The organism is Nitrosococcus watsonii C-113, assembly GCF_000143085.1.
Classification (GTDB): domain Bacteria; phylum Pseudomonadota; class Gammaproteobacteria; order Nitrosococcales; family Nitrosococcaceae; genus Nitrosococcus; species Nitrosococcus watsonii.
The window spans coordinates 3,036,464-3,054,847 of sequence record NC_014315.1 but is presented as its reverse complement, the minus strand read 5'-3'; the positions used below and the strand labels follow the sequence as shown (position 1 = coordinate 3,054,847).

13 protein-coding genes and 2 riboswitches are annotated in these 18,384 nt (G+C 49.3%); of the genes, 8 read left to right on the top strand and 5 right to left on the bottom strand.

Going from position 1 to position 18,384, the window contains the following annotated elements; all coding sequences use genetic code 11:
* The 3 genes from nadS (at position 1) to NWAT_RS13905 (ending at position 2,603) form a co-directional block, all read left to right on the top strand.
* A complete protein-coding gene (gene nadS / locus NWAT_RS13915; RefSeq protein WP_013221677.1) occupies positions 1-288 on the top strand; it encodes a NadS family protein in 288 nt (95 codons plus the stop codon).
* Between the two features lie 401 nt (positions 289-689).
* Positions 690-1,259, top strand: coding sequence for a hypothetical protein (locus NWAT_RS13910; protein WP_013221676.1), 570 nt, complete (start codon positions 690-692; stop codon positions 1,257-1,259).
* A 429-nt stretch (positions 1,260-1,688) separates the two neighbouring features.
* Positions 1,689-2,603, top strand: coding sequence for a hypothetical protein (locus NWAT_RS13905; RefSeq protein WP_013221675.1), 915 nt, complete (start codon positions 1,689-1,691; stop codon positions 2,601-2,603).
* 376 nt (positions 2,604-2,979) lie between these two features.
* On the opposite strand, the gene NWAT_RS13900 is transcribed toward NWAT_RS13905, so the two are convergent.
* The 5 genes from NWAT_RS13900 to NWAT_RS13880 form a co-directional block, all read right to left on the bottom strand.
* Positions 2,980-4,164 (bottom strand): polysaccharide deacetylase family protein, encoded by a 1,185-nt coding sequence (locus NWAT_RS13900; RefSeq protein ID WP_013221674.1) that lies wholly within the window; start codon positions 4,162-4,164, stop codon positions 2,980-2,982.
* 45 nt (positions 4,165-4,209) lie between these two features.
* A complete protein-coding gene (locus NWAT_RS13895) occupies positions 4,210-5,646 on the bottom strand; it encodes a DUF4139 domain-containing protein (RefSeq protein ID WP_041350790.1) in 1,437 nt (478 codons plus the stop codon).
* 103 nt (positions 5,647-5,749) lie between these two features.
* Positions 5,750-6,457, bottom strand: coding sequence for a M48 family metallopeptidase (locus NWAT_RS13890; RefSeq protein ID WP_232420146.1), 708 nt, complete (start codon positions 6,455-6,457; stop codon positions 5,750-5,752).
* A 244-nt stretch (positions 6,458-6,701) separates the two neighbouring features.
* Positions 6,702-10,673 carry a CBM96 family carbohydrate-binding protein gene (locus tag NWAT_RS15780; RefSeq protein WP_198342161.1) on the bottom strand — a complete coding sequence of 1,324 codons (3,972 nt, stop codon included), beginning with the start codon at positions 10,671-10,673 and terminating at the stop codon, positions 6,702-6,704.
* 42 nt (positions 10,674-10,715) lie between these two features.
* Positions 10,716-11,243: a hypothetical protein gene (locus NWAT_RS13880; RefSeq protein WP_013221670.1), complete on the bottom strand. Its 528-nt coding sequence runs from the start codon at positions 11,241-11,243 to the stop codon at positions 10,716-10,718.
* A gap of 835 nt (positions 11,244-12,078) precedes the next feature.
* A riboswitch (cyclic di-GMP riboswitch) is annotated at positions 12,079-12,165 on the top strand.
* Positions 12,166-12,293: 128 nt separating this feature from the next.
* Here NWAT_RS13880 and NWAT_RS13875 point away from each other — a divergent pair.
* The 5 genes from NWAT_RS13875 to NWAT_RS13855 all read left to right on the top strand — a co-directional run bounded on the left by NWAT_RS13875 (position 12,294) and on the right by NWAT_RS13855 (position 18,048).
* Positions 12,294-14,579 (top strand): right-handed parallel beta-helix repeat-containing protein, encoded by a 2,286-nt coding sequence (locus NWAT_RS13875; protein WP_013221669.1) that lies wholly within the window; start codon positions 12,294-12,296, stop codon positions 14,577-14,579.
* A 68-nt stretch (positions 14,580-14,647) separates the two neighbouring features.
* Positions 14,648-15,340: a hypothetical protein gene (locus NWAT_RS13870; RefSeq protein WP_013221668.1), complete on the top strand. Its 693-nt coding sequence runs from the start codon at positions 14,648-14,650 to the stop codon at positions 15,338-15,340.
* Positions 15,341-15,500: 160 nt separating this feature from the next.
* A complete protein-coding gene (locus NWAT_RS15775) occupies positions 15,501-16,244 on the top strand; it encodes a CpsD/CapB family tyrosine-protein kinase (protein WP_013221667.1) in 744 nt (247 codons plus the stop codon).
* Positions 16,245-16,281: 37 nt separating this feature from the next.
* Positions 16,282-17,037: a polysaccharide biosynthesis/export family protein gene (locus tag NWAT_RS13860; protein ID WP_013221666.1), complete on the top strand. Its 756-nt coding sequence runs from the start codon at positions 16,282-16,284 to the stop codon at positions 17,035-17,037.
* 27 nt (positions 17,038-17,064) lie between these two features.
* Positions 17,065-18,048, top strand: coding sequence for an SDR family NAD(P)-dependent oxidoreductase (locus NWAT_RS13855; protein WP_013221665.1), 984 nt, complete (start codon positions 17,065-17,067; stop codon positions 18,046-18,048).
* 117 nt (positions 18,049-18,165) lie between these two features.
* Positions 18,166-18,241, top strand: a riboswitch (cyclic di-GMP riboswitch).
* The last annotated feature ends 143 nt before the right edge of the window (positions 18,242-18,384 follow it).

Here is an 18,384-nt window from a genome sequence, read left to right as displayed (position 1 = left end):
ATGAGTGAAGCATTTGAAAGTATTCAAACCGGTCTAAAAGAGGCCATAGCCCACGCGAAGGGTAAGAACTCTGGCGCAATTGTTCACGAGTTTTCGCCGGTAGACGTTAAAGCCGTCCGAAGAAAAGTGGGCATGTCTCAGCGAGAGTTTGCGGCATCATTCGGCATTAGCCTGGGTACGTTGCGGCATTGGGAGCAAGGCGATCGCCAGCCGCATGGCCCTGCCCGCGTGCTGCTGAAAGTTGTTGCCAAAGAACCTAAACTGGTTCTGAGCGTCCTTGCGGGGTAAACATAACAATGCCATGTAGCCGGCCGTTATAACACAAGTTGCTATGGTTTCTGGCGAACAGTTCGTCTGTCATCTGTTCGCTTTACGGCAATTTCGGCAAGGCCGCGCATACACTCTAAGCGGTTATTCAAGTTTGTTTCCGGTTTAGAATTAATTTAACGCGTAGGGCGGGAAAGCGTAGCGCATCCCGCCATATCTTACTCATGAACTAGGTCAAAAAATAATAATCAATCTATGCAGGGCGGTAAACTTCTCCATTACCTCCATTAGGTTTTTCTCTTGAGTGCCAACGCAAGCGAACTATCTTGGCAACTCATTCCCGGTTGAGAACTCTTGGTTTTGGTAATAACATTACCCGGTTTAGAATTGGTAAGGTGAATTAAAAACTTCCTGCGGTCGTTATGAAAAAAGAAAAAACTAAACTAGCGATTCCTGAAAGCTTACAGGTTCATTATTTTGAATCGTATATTGAAATAGTCCGAGTATGGCGAAGTTGGACTACTCCGCTCTTGGCGATATTCACTGTGTTTTGGAATGGGCTCCTGGTGTACTGGTATTCTATACTTAACGAAGACAGTCCTTTCATTGTGATACTTTTTCCGTTTTTGCATGTTGCCGCTGGAATCAGTTTAGCGTATTACGTTGTGGCTGTGTGGTTGAATAAAACCCATATATATGTAGACGCTGAAAAAATAAAGGTACGACATAAGCCAATCCCCTGGCGCGGTAATAAAGAAATACCAACCTCTTTTATCAAACGGCTATACGCGAAAGAAAATATTTTCCATTCCGCGGAAGGGCAATCAATCTCTTATGAAATTCATGTAATTACCCGTAATGGAAAAAATATTAAACTCGTTGAGAGACTCGATTCAAGCGAGCAAGCCTTCTACCTTGAACATGAGATCAAAAAAATTCTGAATATGGAGGCTGCTCCTCCTATGAAGGGAGAACTTAATAACTCCTCCTGATGAAGGATAAGTATTCCTCTGACGCCAGATGAGCAAGCAGGTAGAATCAGGCACGAGGCAGCAGTACCAGAGGAAAAACCAAATTTACCTCCTATGGTAAAGATTTAGCGACTCCTTACAGGCGAGTCGGCCATGATCCAGCCATTTTCCTATGGCTCCGCAGAAAATATTCACCAGAACGGCACCGTCTAGAATCGTCGGAACATACAATTATCTGCATGGCTTCTCTGCCGCCATCTTACTCTGAAGAGAAAGGCATCCTCACGAAGGTAATTTTTCACTAAAACACGGTTATTTTCCGCACACGATAAGCTGCACTGAGTACTATACTTAAAATCGGCATTCTAAAAATTTTTGGAGGATGCTTGAATGGACGATTTATAACAGTTTAGAACGATGGCTATATTTAACCGATATGAGGTAACGACCATGAAACCGCTACGAATGATGGGGGTCTTTTCTGTTTTAATAGGTTTATGGGGTTGGTTTGCTTCTGGCGGAATTTCTCAGGCGGCTCAGGCAGAAACGGCAAAGTACCCAGAAACGATAAAAACGGAATTTCAATACGCTGCCAAAGTCGCCTGCTCCCTATTACTCCCGCATCAAGATGGCACTTTGGTCAGAGGTACCTACCGTACCATTGTTAATATCCATAATCCTACGAATAAACCCGTTACTGTTGCTGCCAAAGTGGCGTTGGCCACAGCATTTGGCTCTGAACCAGGCCCCTTCGATGTCACGCCCTTTAAAAAGGCCAAGCTTCAGCCGGATGGGGCTACTGAATTGAGCTGTTTTAATATTGCAGGCTTTTTTTGCCCCATTGACGGCGTGTGCGTAGATTTTGCTTTTCTGGAAGGGTTTGTGGTGATTAAAAGTCCCGTGCCCTTGGATGTCGTCAGCGTCTATACCGCCCGGTCCACGGAAGGAGAGGTGGAAACCATGGATGTTGAAACCGTTCAGCCACAGAAAATCCGTGAAATAATTAAGCTGATGGCGCCGGCGGCGCAGGCCAAGATCAAGGAACATATCACCTATCCTCCCAAGGGCAGCCCGGCTTACGGCGATGAAAAGTGCCCAAAGCAAATGTGTGGAGGCATCGCGGGCCTTCCTTGCCCGGAGGGCAAGAAGTGTGTGGATGATCCCTCGGATGATTGCGATCCTGCCCGGGGCGGTGCTGATTGTAGCGGGATCTGTGTGAGCCGTCCCAAGGAGATGTGTGGGGGCATCGCGGGCCTTCCTTGCCCAAAAGGCAAGAGATGTGTGGATGATCCTTCGGATGATTGCGACCCTACCCAAGGTGGCGCTGACTGCGGCGGAATCTGTGTGGACCATCCGGCAAAGTAGTTGCCTAAGGACAAGGCTTTTGCCGCGCTCTCCAGAGACTAAATCTGCTCTGAAGGGCAAGTATTGCAATTTTGGGGATGGTCAAGGTGAGGTGTCCTGATAACAGTGGACACCTCACCCAAGGGATATCATGCGTTTATGCCACCGGGGCAAATCGTGCCAAGGAGCTTCAATTCAGGGGAGGTTAGAAATGATACGCTTAAATTTTTATTTCGAGAGCATTGCTTTTATTACAAACTGGACAGTAAACGGGGTCAAGCAAAATCTGTTGCTTGGATCAGCAACCATTTCTTTATAAGGGAGGCCGCGAATTCCCCTACCACCTAAAGTTGGCAGGCCCCTTCGCGTAAATTTATGGATAGCAAATATTCCATGATCATTTGAGTTTTTGGGCCGCGGCGTTCATTTGCGTCCAGGCAGTATCTAAATCTTCATGGACGCGATGAACCCAGGCTTCTCCCCAGTAAAAGTGGCAACTGGTTTCCGAGCGTAGCAGGTGCCACTCCGCCTCATTGAGAAGACGGGTGATGTCCGGGTTCAGAGTTTGAGTGCCAAGATGTTTTTGCTTTAGTTGATGGAAGGCCGTGCTGGTTTCTTCTACCCGTTTAAGGGCCTCTTTTTGGCGCTGGGAGCCGGTCCACTGGATAAAATCAATCCCTGAGTGATTGCCAGTATTCCAGGCTGCCGTTTTTACCTTAACTCGGCCCTTAGCACCGTATTGGTCTAGGTAATCCTGGATGAAGGTGGGGCGGAGCATAGCATTATCCCGGCGCGCCCCTGTTAAAAATTCCCGGTAAAAGGTTCCCCAAAAATTACTTTCCTCAGAAGTATTACGGAACCAGCCGCCATTGTCCCCATCGCTACAGGTGGTGACCAGGGGTGGAAAGTCACACGGCCGGGTGCGGTGATAGAGTTCATTTAGAAACCAGTCATACTCCATGCCCGCTTCCTGGGCATCCGAGAGTTCCCGGTCCCGGACCACCACAATGATTTCTTCACCCCCATGCTCGGCAATATGGGGGCGGTAGCGGAGTTCCTGCCAACTCATCTCCTCTAAAGGCTCCACATGGAGGCTATCTACCAGGACATAACGGAACCCATGTTGCTTCAGCAGGGGAATCAATTCCATGGTAAAAGCCATCTCTGGCGGCCAAAACCCGCTGAAGCGAGCCTGACTGAAAAGATGCCGCCCGATACCTAGCCAGCGTTTGATGTGTTCCTCCCGATCCGGGCCGGGAATCAGGGGGAGGGCAGGGTGATAGTAAGCGCCCCCCAGAAGGTTAAATAAGGCGGTATTCTGGAGATGCCACAGCAAGTCGCCGCATTTGATAATCCCATAGACCCGTTGCTGAAAGCCGGGATTGGAGAGGGTTTCAAGGAGCGTACCCGAGAAGGCTAGATGAACCCGGGCGATATCCTCGTATCCCCAAAGGGAGCGGGGTATCCGGTCCAGGGCATAGAGAATTTCTTGAGCCTCCCAGGGGGCATGTTCCAGTAAATGCTCCAGATTGCCTGCTGGCTGGTGTAAGTTTAAGACAAGAGCGTGGTGGATGATACTCATGGTGGTATGAAAATTCAGGTGCCTGGGATCATATTGGGATGAGAATTAGGTTCGGGTTTGGAAACTCACAGTCAGGGTAGCCTGGCCCTTTGCCGGGATGGATAGCTGCCAAAGCGCGGTATTGCCGGTTTCCCGTTGGTGAGGGTGGCTCTCGGTAATAATATGCCAATCGCCAGGGATAAGTTCGGCGACCTTGACCAGAACGGGTTCTTTTTTGGCATTGCGAAGCTCAATTTTGAAGGTGGCCTCGAAAGAATCGGAATCCAGTTTGCGGTACTCGGTCCGCCGTTTTTTTGCGGTGATGTCAAAAGCCTGCCCTAGTCTAAGTTTAGCAGAAGCGTTTTTGGAGATATGATTGATCCGATCTTCGCCCACAAATTGGATGTTATCTTTTGAGTCTTGCTTATAGACCCGGATGATACCCGCTGGCAAGGGTAGATCTAGGCCGGCCTGTTCCGTGTTCTCAAAATGTAGGTAAACCATGACCGGAGGTTTTAAGGCGGAAAAAGATTGGGAATGATTGTAGTAGAGCCGCGGTGTATGGCTCCGGAGTTCATACTGTTTTTGGACGGCAACGTTATGGGCGCTAAGCAGGGAGACCTGTTTGGTCTGTTTATTTTTGAGGGTCGTGGCGCGATCCAAAGTGTACAAGTGATAGTCGAGTAACCCTTCTTCCTCCATGGGGGGAGCATCCGCAAGCATTCTGGCCTCTTGCGCTGGGCGTTTGGCATAGTGGATCTGTGGCGCGACCCGGTGGATACTGCCCGCCACCAATTGCAGGTGAGCGTTCTGGTAAGACATTCCGGACTGGTTCGTGAGAGTCACCCAGCCATTCAGATCGAAGCGATCTTCGGTTTGATTAAGCTGCGCCACGTAATCAGCTTTCCAACTCAGACCGCTGGTCAGATAGCTTAGCTCTAACGCCTGCTTGCCCGCCACTTCCGTCTGGAGTTGCAAAATTAAAGCAGGGCGCTCCCGCAGATTTCGGGGGATGGCTTGATAAACCAACCGATCCGGGGAAATACCTGTTTCGATGCGGTTCTCAAAGCGCAGGACTACCTCTGGATTGGCGGCTAATAGGATTGCCTGTTCAATGGTTTCCTCGCCGGTAGTAGGATGGCGGTAAATGACGCCTACCTGCTGTCCCACATGCTTTTGAAGCAAAGCCTCGGCGGTGAGTAAATCAAATTCGTAGTTTTGCTCAGTAATAGAAAAACCCTGGGGATGGGTAAGATTACGAAGCAGAGCGGTCTCGGATTGAATACTGGTACTCACATCCATAAAAGCCAGGGTGTTATGTCCTTTCTTTAATGCCACCTGGCGTTGGTCTTTTATCAAGGCCAAGTCATTATTATAGATAGTGATCGCTACCTTTTTTTGATCGGTATGGGTGGTATGTATTTCTTCCTGACTCCAGACGGTAGAGGGTGGAACCAGAATCCAAAGCGTAAAGGCTACCGCGAGCATTAATTTTGGCATCATAAGCTTTTACTTTAGGGAATCGTCATGTAAATTTCATTATAGCAAGCACACCCTCCCACTGGCGCAATACGGGCTGGATGGAGCAACGACGGTACGTTAATCGCTAGCGTCGTTCAGCCCAGGCGGGTACATAGTGTCCGGCGCGGCGCAATTCCTGATCTAGGCTACGGCAATTAGACTCAAAATGAGTCAGCAAAGTCCAGAAACAGGGGGAGTGATTAAAGTGCACCAAGTGAACGAGCTCATGGAGAAAAACATAGCGCACCAGATGAGGGGGTAAAAAAAGCAGCTTATGGTTCAAGCTGATGGTTTGGCGTTGGGAACAGCTAGCCCAGCGGGTGCGTTGGCCTCGAATAATTGTCTTGAGGTGCTTGAGGCCGATTTCCTTGCTTACGGTCTCTAACCAGGGCGGGAGGTGCAGATGGGCCTGCTCTGTCAACCAGCGCTGCAAAGTTTGTCTTACCAGGGAGTCATGAGTGACATGACCCTGCAATAATAGCTGGTTGCCCAGGGTGTCGAGATGGAGGTCGAGGTTGGCGGCCTTATGGTAAGTCACCTGAAACTGCTGGTTTATGGCGCGCAGGTAAATAAACGTAGGTGAAGCATTCTGAGTAGCCAATGGGCGTTGGTGCTGGAGCCCTTCGAACTGAGAGAGGGTGCGGTCTAGCCAGGCCTTTTTTTTCCAGAGTAAAGCGGGAACTGAGGCTGGATTTACTGCTCGCGGTAAAACGACGATCACTCCTTCCGCAGCGCTGACTTGAATACGGACATGCCGTGCCCGGGATGATACCCGGACCCTGTAGGCAGGCAAATCTGAGGACGTCATTTCTTTAAAATAGGGATTGAGAGTACCTTGATAGTATAGATCACTCTGTTTAGGAGATAATCCTCCTCAGTGCTTGAATAGGTTGGTGTGAGCCGATGGTATTTCGATCCGTAAAGGCCGCCGGTGTTTTTGTGCATCCGTTTTTTATAACACCGGCTCACACCAGGATGATTCCTATTTCAAAGAGCGCACTCATTTCATGGTGTTGCCCCTACTTGCTATTATTTCATCAGCGCCGTGTATCCGCTACATAGGCTTTGATTTCTGAACGGGAGCCGCATCCCGAGCCACAGTTCAGTGCCCAGTTGCTTGCCCAGAGAACACGGCGGCCATCCCTAGAAGGAACGGCATGGGGTTCACAGCGGTAGCAGCCACTAGCGTTACTGTGCTGATGGGCAAGCCGTTCCACGGTCTGGCTTCCGTCTAATTTTACCGCGACGATTTCATCGTTAAACCGCTTGCCGCTTTGGGGGTAATAGCTTACATAGGCCCAGCCTGGACGATCATAGTTGCGAGTAGAAATATGACGAGAATAGCCCTCATCCTCGGGATCTGTTAGGCTCGTGACAGTATTATCCTTTAGGCGCACCATCACCACTCTGCCCATCGCCTTTCCATTTACCGTTGAAGGGCACCAGGAGCGGTGCTGGCCGACAATGACATCCTCGTTATTATCAAAGGGGTTAAGCGTCATGTCCGCATGGCCTACATTATAAATATAGCCGGTTCTAGCCGTTTGACCCGAGCCGCACTGGGACGAAGCAGGTGGCATTGGCCGGGGTGTTAGCGCCAGTGTGTTGGGGTTGACGTCAAAGACCCGGGTATAATCTCCTTTATATTGGGCCACGGCGTACTTGCCGGAAGGCGAGATGGAAACCCAGTCTGGGCGGCAATTAGAAAGGCCGCACTTGGAAAAATTATAGACCGGACCAATGCGTTTATTTCCATTGACATAAGAAGCCAAGGGCGCTTGGGGGTCCATATCGACGATCACCATTCGGGTGGTATCGAAGACCAATAAATAGCGCCCATCAATAGACGTATTGCCTTCCGAGATACTCCCCGAAAAAGGAAGTTGCCACCGGCGGGTCTCGGCACAATTCACCACATCAAACCAGTTCAGGGTAGAGTCTTTAAGGTTGATTCGCTCATGGGGGTGCCGCCGACTTGGATGCCAGCGATCTTCATAGGAAGCATAGTTACGGCACCGGGCGTACTTGGGTTCATAGGTTTTACCATCCAGGAAAATTTGCGATGGCGAACCGCTATTTTGCAAGGCAAGCAACGTTCCATCGGAATTCCAGGGCTGGTCCTTGGAATAATGGTGCCGGGCATCGCTACCCCATCTGCCGTTTATGTTAAGGATCGCTGTACCACTGTTATCGCTGATGCGAGTAATTTTAGTGTTAAATTGGGGATCCTTCACCGGTTCCAGGTAAGCTGGCTCGGGTATCCTAGATACTGAAAGCACTGCATTTGCATCGGTTAGCAAGTTAGTCGCGCCGGGACTTGAATTATGAGACACGGGGTTATTAACAGTCACTACTACCGGATCGGAGGTTGCGGTATTTCCAGCGGCGTCTCTTGCCACCGCTGTGAGTGTATGCGTGCCATTGGCAACCGTAGTCGTATCCCACGAATAACTGTAGGTATTGGTAGTGTCCTCATGGCCAAGGTTAACATTGTTTAGCTTGAACTGGACGCCCACTACGGCAAGATTATCAGAAGCCGTTGCTTCCATCGTAATCGTACTGGCTACGGGGGAGTTTCCCACCGGCTTGGTCAGGGCGACAGTGGGTGCTAAGGTATCGTTGCTATCTCCGCTGGAATTTGCTGCATTGTCAAGGGTGCCTCTGCTGGTATTTCCAGTCCCCATGGTTACGATCAGTTTTGGCGCAAAGCCTGCTTGTTCTTTGGCGTAATAGGCGATACTGTCAGAAGAAGAGGACTTGATGCGTACACTATAAGTGCCATCTCCTTTAATCAGCGAGGTTGCATCGATCTCCACCCATTTACCCTTGCTGACTCGCCCAAGCGAGGCGAAGGGGCTTCCTTTAGCGGAGGGGGCATTGTTCCAGGTTACTTTGTGCTCGCTCCAGTTGTTATTGCTGGCGCTGTAGAAATCTCCGCCTTTATCTGAGCCGCTGGCTGCATAGAGGCGCAGCTTGGCATTGGTAACGGTTCCGTTTCCTACTCCTGATACAGTAAATTTCAGCAGGATTTCATAGGGCTTGCTGCCGCTGTCGAGCCAGAGTTTGTAATAGTCTCCTTTATTGCTTGAGCCGGGTTGAATATAGCTATCGGCGCTAGGGGTAAAAGTCAGGGTGCTTGAAGAAGACCCTCCCTCCGAAGTGCCTGGGTCTTTAGAAACGCTAGGTGAGCTAGTATTAGGCGGGGTAGCGCTAGGGGGAGTGGTGTCGATGGCATTTCCGCTGGTATTTTCATCCTTCACGGTTACGATCAGTTTTGGCGCAAAGCCTGCTTGTTCTTTGGCGTAATAGGCGATACTGTCAGAAGAAGAGGACTTGATGCGTACACTATAAGTGCCATCTCCTTTAATCAGCGAGGTTGCATCGATCTCCACCCATTTACCCTTGCTGACTCGCCCAAGCGAGGCGAAGGGGCTTCCTTTAGCGGAGGGGGCATTGTTCCAGGTTACTTTGTGCTCGCTCCAGTTGTTATTGCTGGCGCTGTAGAAATCTCCGCCTTTATCTGAGCCGCTGGCTGCATAGAGGCGCAGCTTGGCGTTGGCGACGGTTCCGGTTCCCACCCCTGAGACGGTAAATTTCAGCAGAATTTCATGGGGCTTGCTGCCGCTGTCGAGCCAGAGTTTGTAATAGTCTCCTTTATTGCTTGAGCCGGGTTGAATATAGCTATCGGCGCTAGGGGTAAAAGTCAGGGTGCCTGAAGAAGACCCTCCCTCCGAAGTGCCTGGGTCTTTAGAAACGCTAGGTGAGCTAGTATTAGGCGGGGTAGCGCTAGGAGGAGTAGCATCATTAGCTTTTGCGCCGATAGTAAAACTGTCGGCTACGGTGCCGAGGGTACAACTTACATCATTAGTGCCGCCCCCAGGTGGCCCGCAGATAAAAGCGCCTTGAATACCTTTATCTGTAAACTTTAATCTGACTGGCCCTTGCCGCATAGCTCGGAAAGCCGACCAGGCGGGTTTGCTACAGCTTTCCCATAGGCAAGAACCGTCTTGCTCTAGACTTGATCCTCCCCCGCCCGCGGTGATATGTATCACTCCCTCCTGGGGATGGGTCCGCTCATAGTTGTGGCTGTGGCCGTTGAAATTTAGCACATACTTGCTGTAACTAGCTCCCAACCCATCCAAGATTTTCTTCAGTTTCGAGCTGCCTGAATGATGCCCGGAGGAATAAGCTGGCCGGTGACCAAAAGTAACGATAAACTTGATGGCCGGATCACTCTGAGCTTCCGCCATCAGCGTTCCTGCCTTTGTTTCCCAGTCGGACCAGGCTCCCGACCAAGGCTCGGGATAGGCAATAAAGCGGGTGTTTCCATAATCAAACCAGTACCAGTCTTCTCCGCAGCAGCTTACCGAAGGGGAACCTGGCGAACTCTGTTCATTGGGTAAGTCAAAACGGCCCTTGTAGTTTCTCAAATTGTCGCTTGATTTATCCCACTCGTGGTTCCCCCACGTAGGCATATAGGCGGCCTCTTGGGACCAGACCATTACATCGTTGAAGTGCTGATCCACCGCCTCTTGCCCATGGGCATTCCCATAGGTTAAATCTCCCACCGCCAAGACCAAATGGGGGGAACCGTCGGCAATCAAATCCTGTACCGTTCCCACATTGAAATAGGAGTCGGTATCGCCAATATCTCCTTGTACATAGACCGTAAACCCGCCTTTCCCCCGCGGCGGTGGGGTTCGAAATGTCCGGTCCGGCCCTTCGCCAATGGCGTAATGATAGACTCTATTTTCCTCTAACCCTGTGAGTTTTGCCTCCCAGAACGGTCCGCTTGAGGAAAAGGGTAATGGGGTTGGCGTTTTGGCCACTACTTCTTGCCCATACACCCCCGCTTTGGTCCCGTAACGGATGTTTTTTTCCTCCCCACGCCAGCTAAAGGTCACGGAATTCTGGCCCATAATCGTCCAGTGGATCTCGTCCGCTCCAAAGGCTATCTTAGCGCCTAAGAAAGTGATTAATAGTGTGAATACTAATAGGTAGCGATTCATAAAATAACTTTTTACCTTGCGTTCCTTATACATCATGACTGCCTAAATTTCGCATTTACCCCAGAGGAAGCGCTGCTTTGCGTCCATCGTAAAAGTTTTATCGGCCGACCAATATTGATCTCTCTCTAGGACGTAATAGCTGAAAAATTCTGGCTGATTCCTGTCCGTCTTGTGACAATGCCGTACCCGCACTTCAAAGCCACTGGTATCGACGTTGCGAATCCCAATGACGAAGGGGTCACTTACGTGTTCATTTAGTGGTTTGGCAACCACAATGGGATCAACCATCCATTGGGCGAATTCAATGCGAGTCCAGGTTTCATCCGCCATGAGTTCGCTGTGTTCAATGGCGAGTATTTGAGCATTATCCTGGAGAATTTCGGCAAGAGATTTGGCGCCAGGCGCGGTTTCTCTTCCAGGCTCGCCTTGTTCAGAGAAGTGGAGTTGTTCCCCCTTGGCTAACGGGCCAATGAATAAGCATCCTATAACTAGGAGAACTCCAACAGGGATGATTGCGCATGGCCTTAAGAAGCGGCCAGGAATCCATTCGGAAAAATGTAATTGCAACATTTTTAGCTATCTCTATAATAAAGTTATTGACTGAGCCGCTCAGCGCGGCGCGTTATGAAACGGACTATCGGCCATAGGCCAGATTTTCTTTAGAAAAAGAAAAAGCTCAGAACGTGGATGGGTTCTGATTCACCTTAAAAAAACAGGGCTAGTGGTTAAAGGCGCCGTTTGTTCTTTTTTTCGCTATTCCATTTATCCCCCAGGTTGGAGAGGCGTAGTTTTACGTCGCGAAGAGGAGTTAAGTGTTTTTCCTAACTTAAGAAGAAGAGATATTTCAATCTCATTAATTTGCTTTTCATATATCCCTACCTATATACGTAGCTTTTATTTTTTATCTGCTGCTCAGCGCCGCTCCCTTTAAAGGGTTTCCTTTATAAAGTTGAGAACGCTATTTACAACAGTAGGGCCTTAAGCAGTTACCATGCCAAAAAGTGGACTTTCTTTTTAATCTACTACTTAGTCGGGAAGGCTGCATTTCATGCAGGTTATAGGCTGGGGAAGGGTGTTGCGTTATGCGGACAGGGGGTCTATATCTATAAATCAGCGGGTGTGTTTTATGTTAATTTTGTATTTATTTTGTAGGGCACAAACTCGTTATTAAACAGTCGGCTAACGCCCTTTATAAACTACCTCCTTTTGCTGAATTAAGCACCCACCTTTTGCTGTAGCTAATTGGCAACATAAAGGTAAATATTTCACTAGACATGCGATTAATTTCCTCCTATGATCATAAGTATGTTTATGTGATTGTTAGTGTATTTTTTGAGAAAGCAGATAAATTAAACACTCGGGTATAAGAAGCGAGACCAAGACCTTATTGAAGTAACGTTAACGTTTATTTAAAAGCTAAACCGACCGCAAGGTTGGGGCAGAAAGTCACGGGTCCTTATTTCCATGAGAAGCGGATAGCCGGACTGTCGGAGCGACATCGTAAAAGTCGCATTGGCAGTCCGGCTATTTTGTTTTGTGGCGTTGGCAAACTGAAAGGCGGGTAGGAGGGTTAACTCTATATGGCGGCCGGGAGAAGTTGTGCTTGGGGAGGAGAATATAATGACTAGCGGTGGTAATACAACGTTGATGGTTGGCAATTTGGAAAGAACGCAAGATGGGCGGATTAGGGGCAGCCAAGGGGTCTGTGGCGCTTGGTGGATTGTCCCAGTGCTGGCGCTAGCAATGTCCCATTTTCTTGCCCCTTTAGCTTCGGCGGGAACGTGGTATGTGGATCAGAATAATTCCCAATGTAATAACTCTGGGCCGGGAACGGAGCAGGAGCCGTTTTGCGCCATTGGCGCGGGCGCGGCATTGGCGGTCGCGGGGGACACCGTGGTGGTGGCTGCGGGCACCTATGCCGAGCAAGTGACGGCAGCAAACTCAGGAACGACGGGGGCGCCCATTACGTTTATCGCGGCGCCAAGCGCCACGGTAACCATCACTGGTGGCACGTACGGTTTTAAAGTTTCAGGTCGGGAATGGATAACGGTTAAGGATTTCATCGTCTCTGATACCTCTTCTTCGGGAGTCTATGTGGCTTCCTCTTCTAATGTCACCTTCTCTAATAATCAGGTCAGGAATACTGGAGATAGGGGAATTTATGTTAAACAATCCTCGGGCGTTACTGTTTCTGATAACAAGGTTGAAGATACCTCTAGCTACGGCATTTATGTTTATTTCTCATCCGAGATCACCGTTTCCGGCAACCATGTGACCGGGGCGGGACAGCCAGTTTCAGGGGCTATCCGCAAGGGGATTTATTTTAATAATGCCGTTGATTCGCAAATAGCGAACAATGTGGTGGATTACAATACCGACTCAGGCATTTATCTGACCAATGGTTGCACCAATGTGCAGGTGGTAAGCAATCTTACAACCCATAACGCCCGTGGTTACGCGCGCGCGGCGCCAGGCATCGAAGTGCGTGGCAGTTCGGGCAATACCATTGAAGCCAACATTAGCCATGAAAACGAGGATACGGGCATTCAATTGTATCCTGGAGCCAGCAATAATCTGGTGGTGAATAACCTTACCTACGGCAATGGGGATCATGGGATAGACAATTTGGATGCGCCAGGCCAGCGGATTATTGGGAACACCGTGTATGACAATGTAACGGCGGGGATTAACGTTGAGGGTAGTTCAAGCGGCGCCCTGCTGGCCAATAATATCAGCGTTGATAATGGCCTTAACAGCAGCCCACGCACGAAAGGTAACATTCGGGTGGATAGCAATTCAATCTCGCAAACAACCGTTGACTATAATTTGGTCTTCCAAAGTCAGCCGGGGAACGTAATGTTCCAGTGGGGGGATGATTTGTATGCTTCCCTGGGGGATTTTACCGCCGCTACTGGAATGGGAACCCATGGCCTGGAGGCTGATCCTCAATGGCAAAATCCCGGTTCAGGGGATTTTCATTTGTTGCCTAGTTCCCCAGCCGTTGACTCGGCCAACTCGGGAGCGAGCGGTGCTTTGGATAGGGATGGCGACTTTGGGCCTCGAATTGATGAACCGCAGACTCCGAATACGGGCGTGGGACTCCGGGCGTATGATGACCGGGGCGCATATGAACTCAATGCGGACGAGGTCCCGCCAGTGGTTGCTATTACCGATCCTGACGTCGGAGTCACGGTTTCCGGCACGGTCAATGTGGCGGCCACTGCCAGCGATGATAATGCGATCGCTGGCGTACAGTTCAAGCTGGATGGCGCTAACCTCGGCGGAGAGGATACGGCGGCGCCCTACGAAGTTTCCTGGGATACCGCCGCAGTAGCCAACGGTCCTTATGAACTCACGGCCGTAGCCCGTGATACCGCTAATAATACAACCGTTTCTGACCCGGTCAATGTGACCGTGGATAACGCAAGCTTACCCACAACGTTAACGTTTAGCCCAAGTGATGATGCCTATATTAGAGCCGGCTCGCCTGGCAGTAACTATGGAGACAATGGCAAGCTCTGGGTGGATAACAGCCCGTCGGTGTATGAGTTTCTCCTGAAATTTTCGGTTTCCGGAGTGGGCAGCCGACAGGTGGAGAGTGCCAAGCTATGGCTTTATAACGTGAATAGCTCAGACAAGGGAGGGGACTTCTATGAGGTTACCGATAACAACTGGTCCGAGCAGACCGTAACCTGGAATACCGCGCCATCGGCTGAAGCTAATCCAATTGCGTCTTTGGAGTCAGTGAGCAGCAACACATGGGTTATTGTGGATCTCGCGCCGCTGATTGCGGGGGATGGCACCTATAGTCTACGGGCCAGGACTACCTCTGCTAACAGTGCGGGTTATTTTGCAAAAGAAACACCAGAATTTACCCCGCAATTGGTGATCGAGCTATCGAATTGATATTCCAAATGGAACATCGTTAATAAACGGTGTGTGGGGATGGTCCAAGCCACTTCAGGAGGAGCACTATGAATAAGCGCTTTTTAGTATTGGCCGGTTTCGTGATGGCAAGCATGGCCACGCCATTTTCCTTATCCGCGGCGGCCTCTAATTCCCTCAATGCTTTTTTTACGAGTATTGATGATTCAGGATGTATTACCACGGAGGTTTCCGTTACCGTCCATACGGGTGGCCTCTCGGTTAAAAGACTTACTCAAAGCCCGGATGAAAGTCCCGCTAAAAATCTAAGGGGAAATATAAATAAAAGCCCAGGAGGAGAGGCGCTTTTCATTAGTATCTCGCGCATTGATGAGTGCCAAGGAAAAGTGATTTTGTACGCCAAGGGAAAAAAGGGCTTGGGATCGGGAGGACGGTTGCGAATTGCTTCGGCGCAAGGGACAGCGACGCTAGCGTTCCCTCTAAAAATCGTTACCCCAGGTTCTGGTAAACCTGTTGATGCGGAGGTGAACTTAACGTGGGCAAAAACCGGAAATCCGGTGACAGTGAAAAGATCGAGGTATTTCGATAAGCCAGGGCGTCTCATAGAAGCGGCCGGCCGGTTTAAGCAGACCTTTCAATCTGCTCAGGCATCGGGTAGCGTTTCGATCAACGGCGAGAATTTTACTCCCGAAGCTTCTATGGATGCCGGCATTTTATCTTATGCCACGTTGGCTAAATTTAAAAAGCGTGAACAATCAGAGTTGGTGGGACGGTCGCGCTAAGGCCAATAGTAAGCGCCACGCCTGATGTTCAAAAAGGAATGACGGCGTTGGAAGCAGATGGGTGGTGGGGATGCCGATAATTTATTTCAGGGAAAATAGGCGTCCGTTTCAAAAAACCTTATATCTTGGATACCTCGTTTAAAGTTAATAATGAAGAGCAATGGCGAAAATATACGAGGCGCTTGAGCAGGCAGAGAAAGAGTACAACGTAGGGGTGCTAGACGATGCTTCTCCCGATGCTTTTATTGCTAGAGAAGTTGAGGCTACTTTGGGAGGCAACGCCCGAGCAGGGGACGAGCCCTACGCGAATCTGAAAGCAAGCCTCTTCCATCGGTACCCAGAAGAAAAACTTCGGGTAGTCATGTTTATGGCCCCTGCTCCTGGGGCAGGCGTGACCACAACGGTTGCTAATTTTGGCGCTGTTTTAGCGCAAGATGCCAATACCAAGGTTCTTTTGGTTGATGCCAATACGAAGAACTTTGATTTGTGCAACAGGTTTAATGTGACCCATGCTCGCGATTTGCCGACCGTGGTAGAGGGTATGCCGCCCGTTACCAAAGTTTATTGGCCTGGAAATCTTTATCTGACTTCATACGGTAAGCAGAGAAGGGAGGATAGGGCTATGTTCTCGCTTCAACCATTCAACCGGTTTCTTGACATAATTCGGGAGCAATTCGACTACGTGCTTTTTGATGCGCCGCCCGCCAAAGATTTCTCCGAAACCTTTAGTTTTTGCTCTCAGGTCGATGGCGTTGTGTTTGTGCTTGAAGCAGGCAAAACCCGACACCAAGTTGCTATTGCCCTAAAAAAGAAAGTGGAAGAAGCGGGAGGAAGAATCCTTGGCGTCGTGCTCAATAGAAAAAAGCGTTATATCCCTGATTTCATCTATAAGCGGCTATTTTAGCAAGCGTTACAGGCTGGTTTGGGAGGAGATATACCTGATGGGGTCGCGGAAAAAGAGGAATTGGCCACCTGTGGTCTTAGTAGCTATGGTGGTTCTCTTTGGGAAGGTGCTAGCGGGCTGTAGTTCTCAGCCCGCTATGGTGGGGCAAGCCATTCCCATGCCTATGACGTCAGAAAATCCCATCGATCTTCCGGAGTACCAAATTCGACCAGGAGACGAATTAGATATTAAGTTTTTCTATAATCCAGAGTTGAATGAAACCGTGTTGGTGCGGCCGGATGGAAAGATCTCTCTTCAATTAGTAGGAGAGCTTACTCCAGCGGGACTTACGCCGGGTGAGTTTAGTAAAGTCCTGAAACAAAATTATTCTCAGGAGCTGCGGCAGCCCGAAATTACCGTCATCGTGAGAAATTTTACCGGCCAACAAATTTACATGGGCGGTGAAGTGGAAAGAGAGGGGCCGGTAGAGTATACGGCAGGCATGACCGCCTTACAGGCGGTGATTAAGGCCGGTGGCTTTAAAGAAACCGCGGAGCCTGAGGAAGTGATCGTGATTAGAAGGACTAAGCAAAATGAAATACGCCCTTATCGCGTGGATTTAGAACGGGCTTATAGGGCACCCTACGAGGCAGATATATGGTTGCGTCCGGATGATGTTGTCTTCGTGTCAAAGTCAACTATTGCCGAGATGAATAAATTTGTCAAACAATATATTTCCGATCTGCTCCTATTCAGGGGTTGGGGCTTCAGTTTTAGAGGGCTTAATTACTTTACTTCTATTAATGGTAATTGAAATGGGGTATTGAGGTAATTGCAGCATATGGACATTCAGGTACTGGTCACCGGTGCAGGAGGATTTATCGGTAGCCATTTAACGGAAGAGTTAGTAAGGACAGGCTATCAAGTCCGCGCTCTTGTTCACTATAATTTTCAAAACAATTGGGGTTGGTTGGAAACGCTTCCCGAGGAAGTTATGAAAAATGTGGAGGTATATCCAGCGGATATTTGTGATCCTTTTGCCGTGCGCAAGGCAGTCGTTGGATGCGATATGGTTTATCATCTGGCCGCCTTGATTGCTATCCCCTATTCCTACATCGCTCCCGCCAGTTATGTCGAGGTGAATGTTAAAGGCACACTGAATGTGCTCCAAGCGTGTAAGGAAGAAGGGGTGCGTCGAATGGTGCATACCTCAACTTCTGAGGTCTATGGGACCGCTCAATATACGCCTATTGACGAGGGGCATCCCTTAGTAGGTCAATCACCCTATTCCGCTTCCAAGATTGCAGCGGATAAGTTAGTGGAGTCCTATTTTTTATCCTTTGATCTTCCCGTTGCCACGATACGTCCCTTCAATACTTTCGGGCCGAGGCAATCGGGGCGGGCGGTAATTCCGACTTTGATTGCACAAGCGCTTTCCGGCGCGGAGGTTATCTCCCTTGGATCTTTAAATCCGGTGCGTGATTTTAACTATGTTAAGGATACGGTATTTGCTTATAGGGCTATAGCCGCCTGTGATGCAGCCATAGGAAAAGTCATTAACATCGGCCCTGGAAAAGGGATAAGCGTGGGTGATCTGGTCTCAGCCATCCTTGGTATTTGCGACTCATCAGCCCGTATTGTATGCGATGAGCGGCGTATCCGCCCGGAAAAGAGTGAAGTCTTTAAATTAATTTGTGACAGCGAGCGGGCTAAGGAAATCTTGCAATGGGAACCCCAGTACTCATTACGACAAGGGCTCGAAGAAACCGTACGCTGGATGAGGGAAAATTTATCCCGCTATAAACCGAGAATTTATAACGTATAGCTCGTTGAGTTCAAGCAGGAATATGATTGTGATTTCTCAAGGAAGAGAGTTCTTTATGGTTGAGACTAAGCGCTTAAAACAACCCAGCGGGAAGGAGGTTTAACAAAAATTTATTCATATTCATAAAGCTAAACCAGCTGAGAGGCTGGGGCGGAAAGTTACGGGTCCGTTAACGGAGAGCCGAGCTACCGAGGTGACATCGTCAAGGTCACAGGGAAGTAGGTTGGCTTTATAAAAACTAAAAAGAAAAGAGCCTTAATTATAGAGCGTTTGTTTGGTCTATTACCCCCTTACGCTTATTAGGCTGTAACGATAAAGTTCAGCCTGATTTGGACC

What these genes read in the sequence shown, in the direction of transcription:
- nadS (WP_013221677.1), top strand. Translation starts at nt 1, where the DNA reads ATGAGTGAAGCATTTGAAAGTATTCAAACCGGTCTAAAAGAGGCCATA.
- NWAT_RS13910 (WP_013221676.1), top strand. Translation starts at nt 690, where the DNA reads ATGAAAAAAGAAAAAACTAAACTAGCGATTCCTGAAAGCTTACAGGTT.
- NWAT_RS13905 (WP_013221675.1), top strand. Translation starts at nt 1,689, where the DNA reads ATGAAACCGCTACGAATGATGGGGGTCTTTTCTGTTTTAATAGGTTTA.
- NWAT_RS13900 (WP_013221674.1), bottom strand. Translation starts at nt 4,164, where the DNA reads ATGAGTATCATCCACCACGCTCTTGTCTTAAACTTACACCAGCCAGCA.
- NWAT_RS13895 (WP_041350790.1), bottom strand. Translation starts at nt 5,646, where the DNA reads ATGATGCCAAAATTAATGCTCGCGGTAGCCTTTACGCTTTGGATTCTG.
- NWAT_RS15780 (WP_198342161.1), bottom strand. Translation starts at nt 10,673, where the DNA reads ATGAATCGCTACCTATTAGTATTCACACTATTAATCACTTTCTTAGGC.
- NWAT_RS13880 (WP_013221670.1), bottom strand. Translation starts at nt 11,243, where the DNA reads ATGTTGCAATTACATTTTTCCGAATGGATTCCTGGCCGCTTCTTAAGG.
- NWAT_RS13875 (WP_013221669.1), top strand. Translation starts at nt 12,294, where the DNA reads ATGACTAGCGGTGGTAATACAACGTTGATGGTTGGCAATTTGGAAAGA.
- NWAT_RS13870 (WP_013221668.1), top strand. Translation starts at nt 14,648, where the DNA reads ATGAATAAGCGCTTTTTAGTATTGGCCGGTTTCGTGATGGCAAGCATG.
- NWAT_RS15775 (WP_013221667.1), top strand. Translation starts at nt 15,501, where the DNA reads ATGGCGAAAATATACGAGGCGCTTGAGCAGGCAGAGAAAGAGTACAAC.
- NWAT_RS13860 (WP_013221666.1), top strand. Translation starts at nt 16,282, where the DNA reads ATGGGGTCGCGGAAAAAGAGGAATTGGCCACCTGTGGTCTTAGTAGCT.
- NWAT_RS13855 (WP_013221665.1), top strand. Translation starts at nt 17,065, where the DNA reads ATGGACATTCAGGTACTGGTCACCGGTGCAGGAGGATTTATCGGTAGC.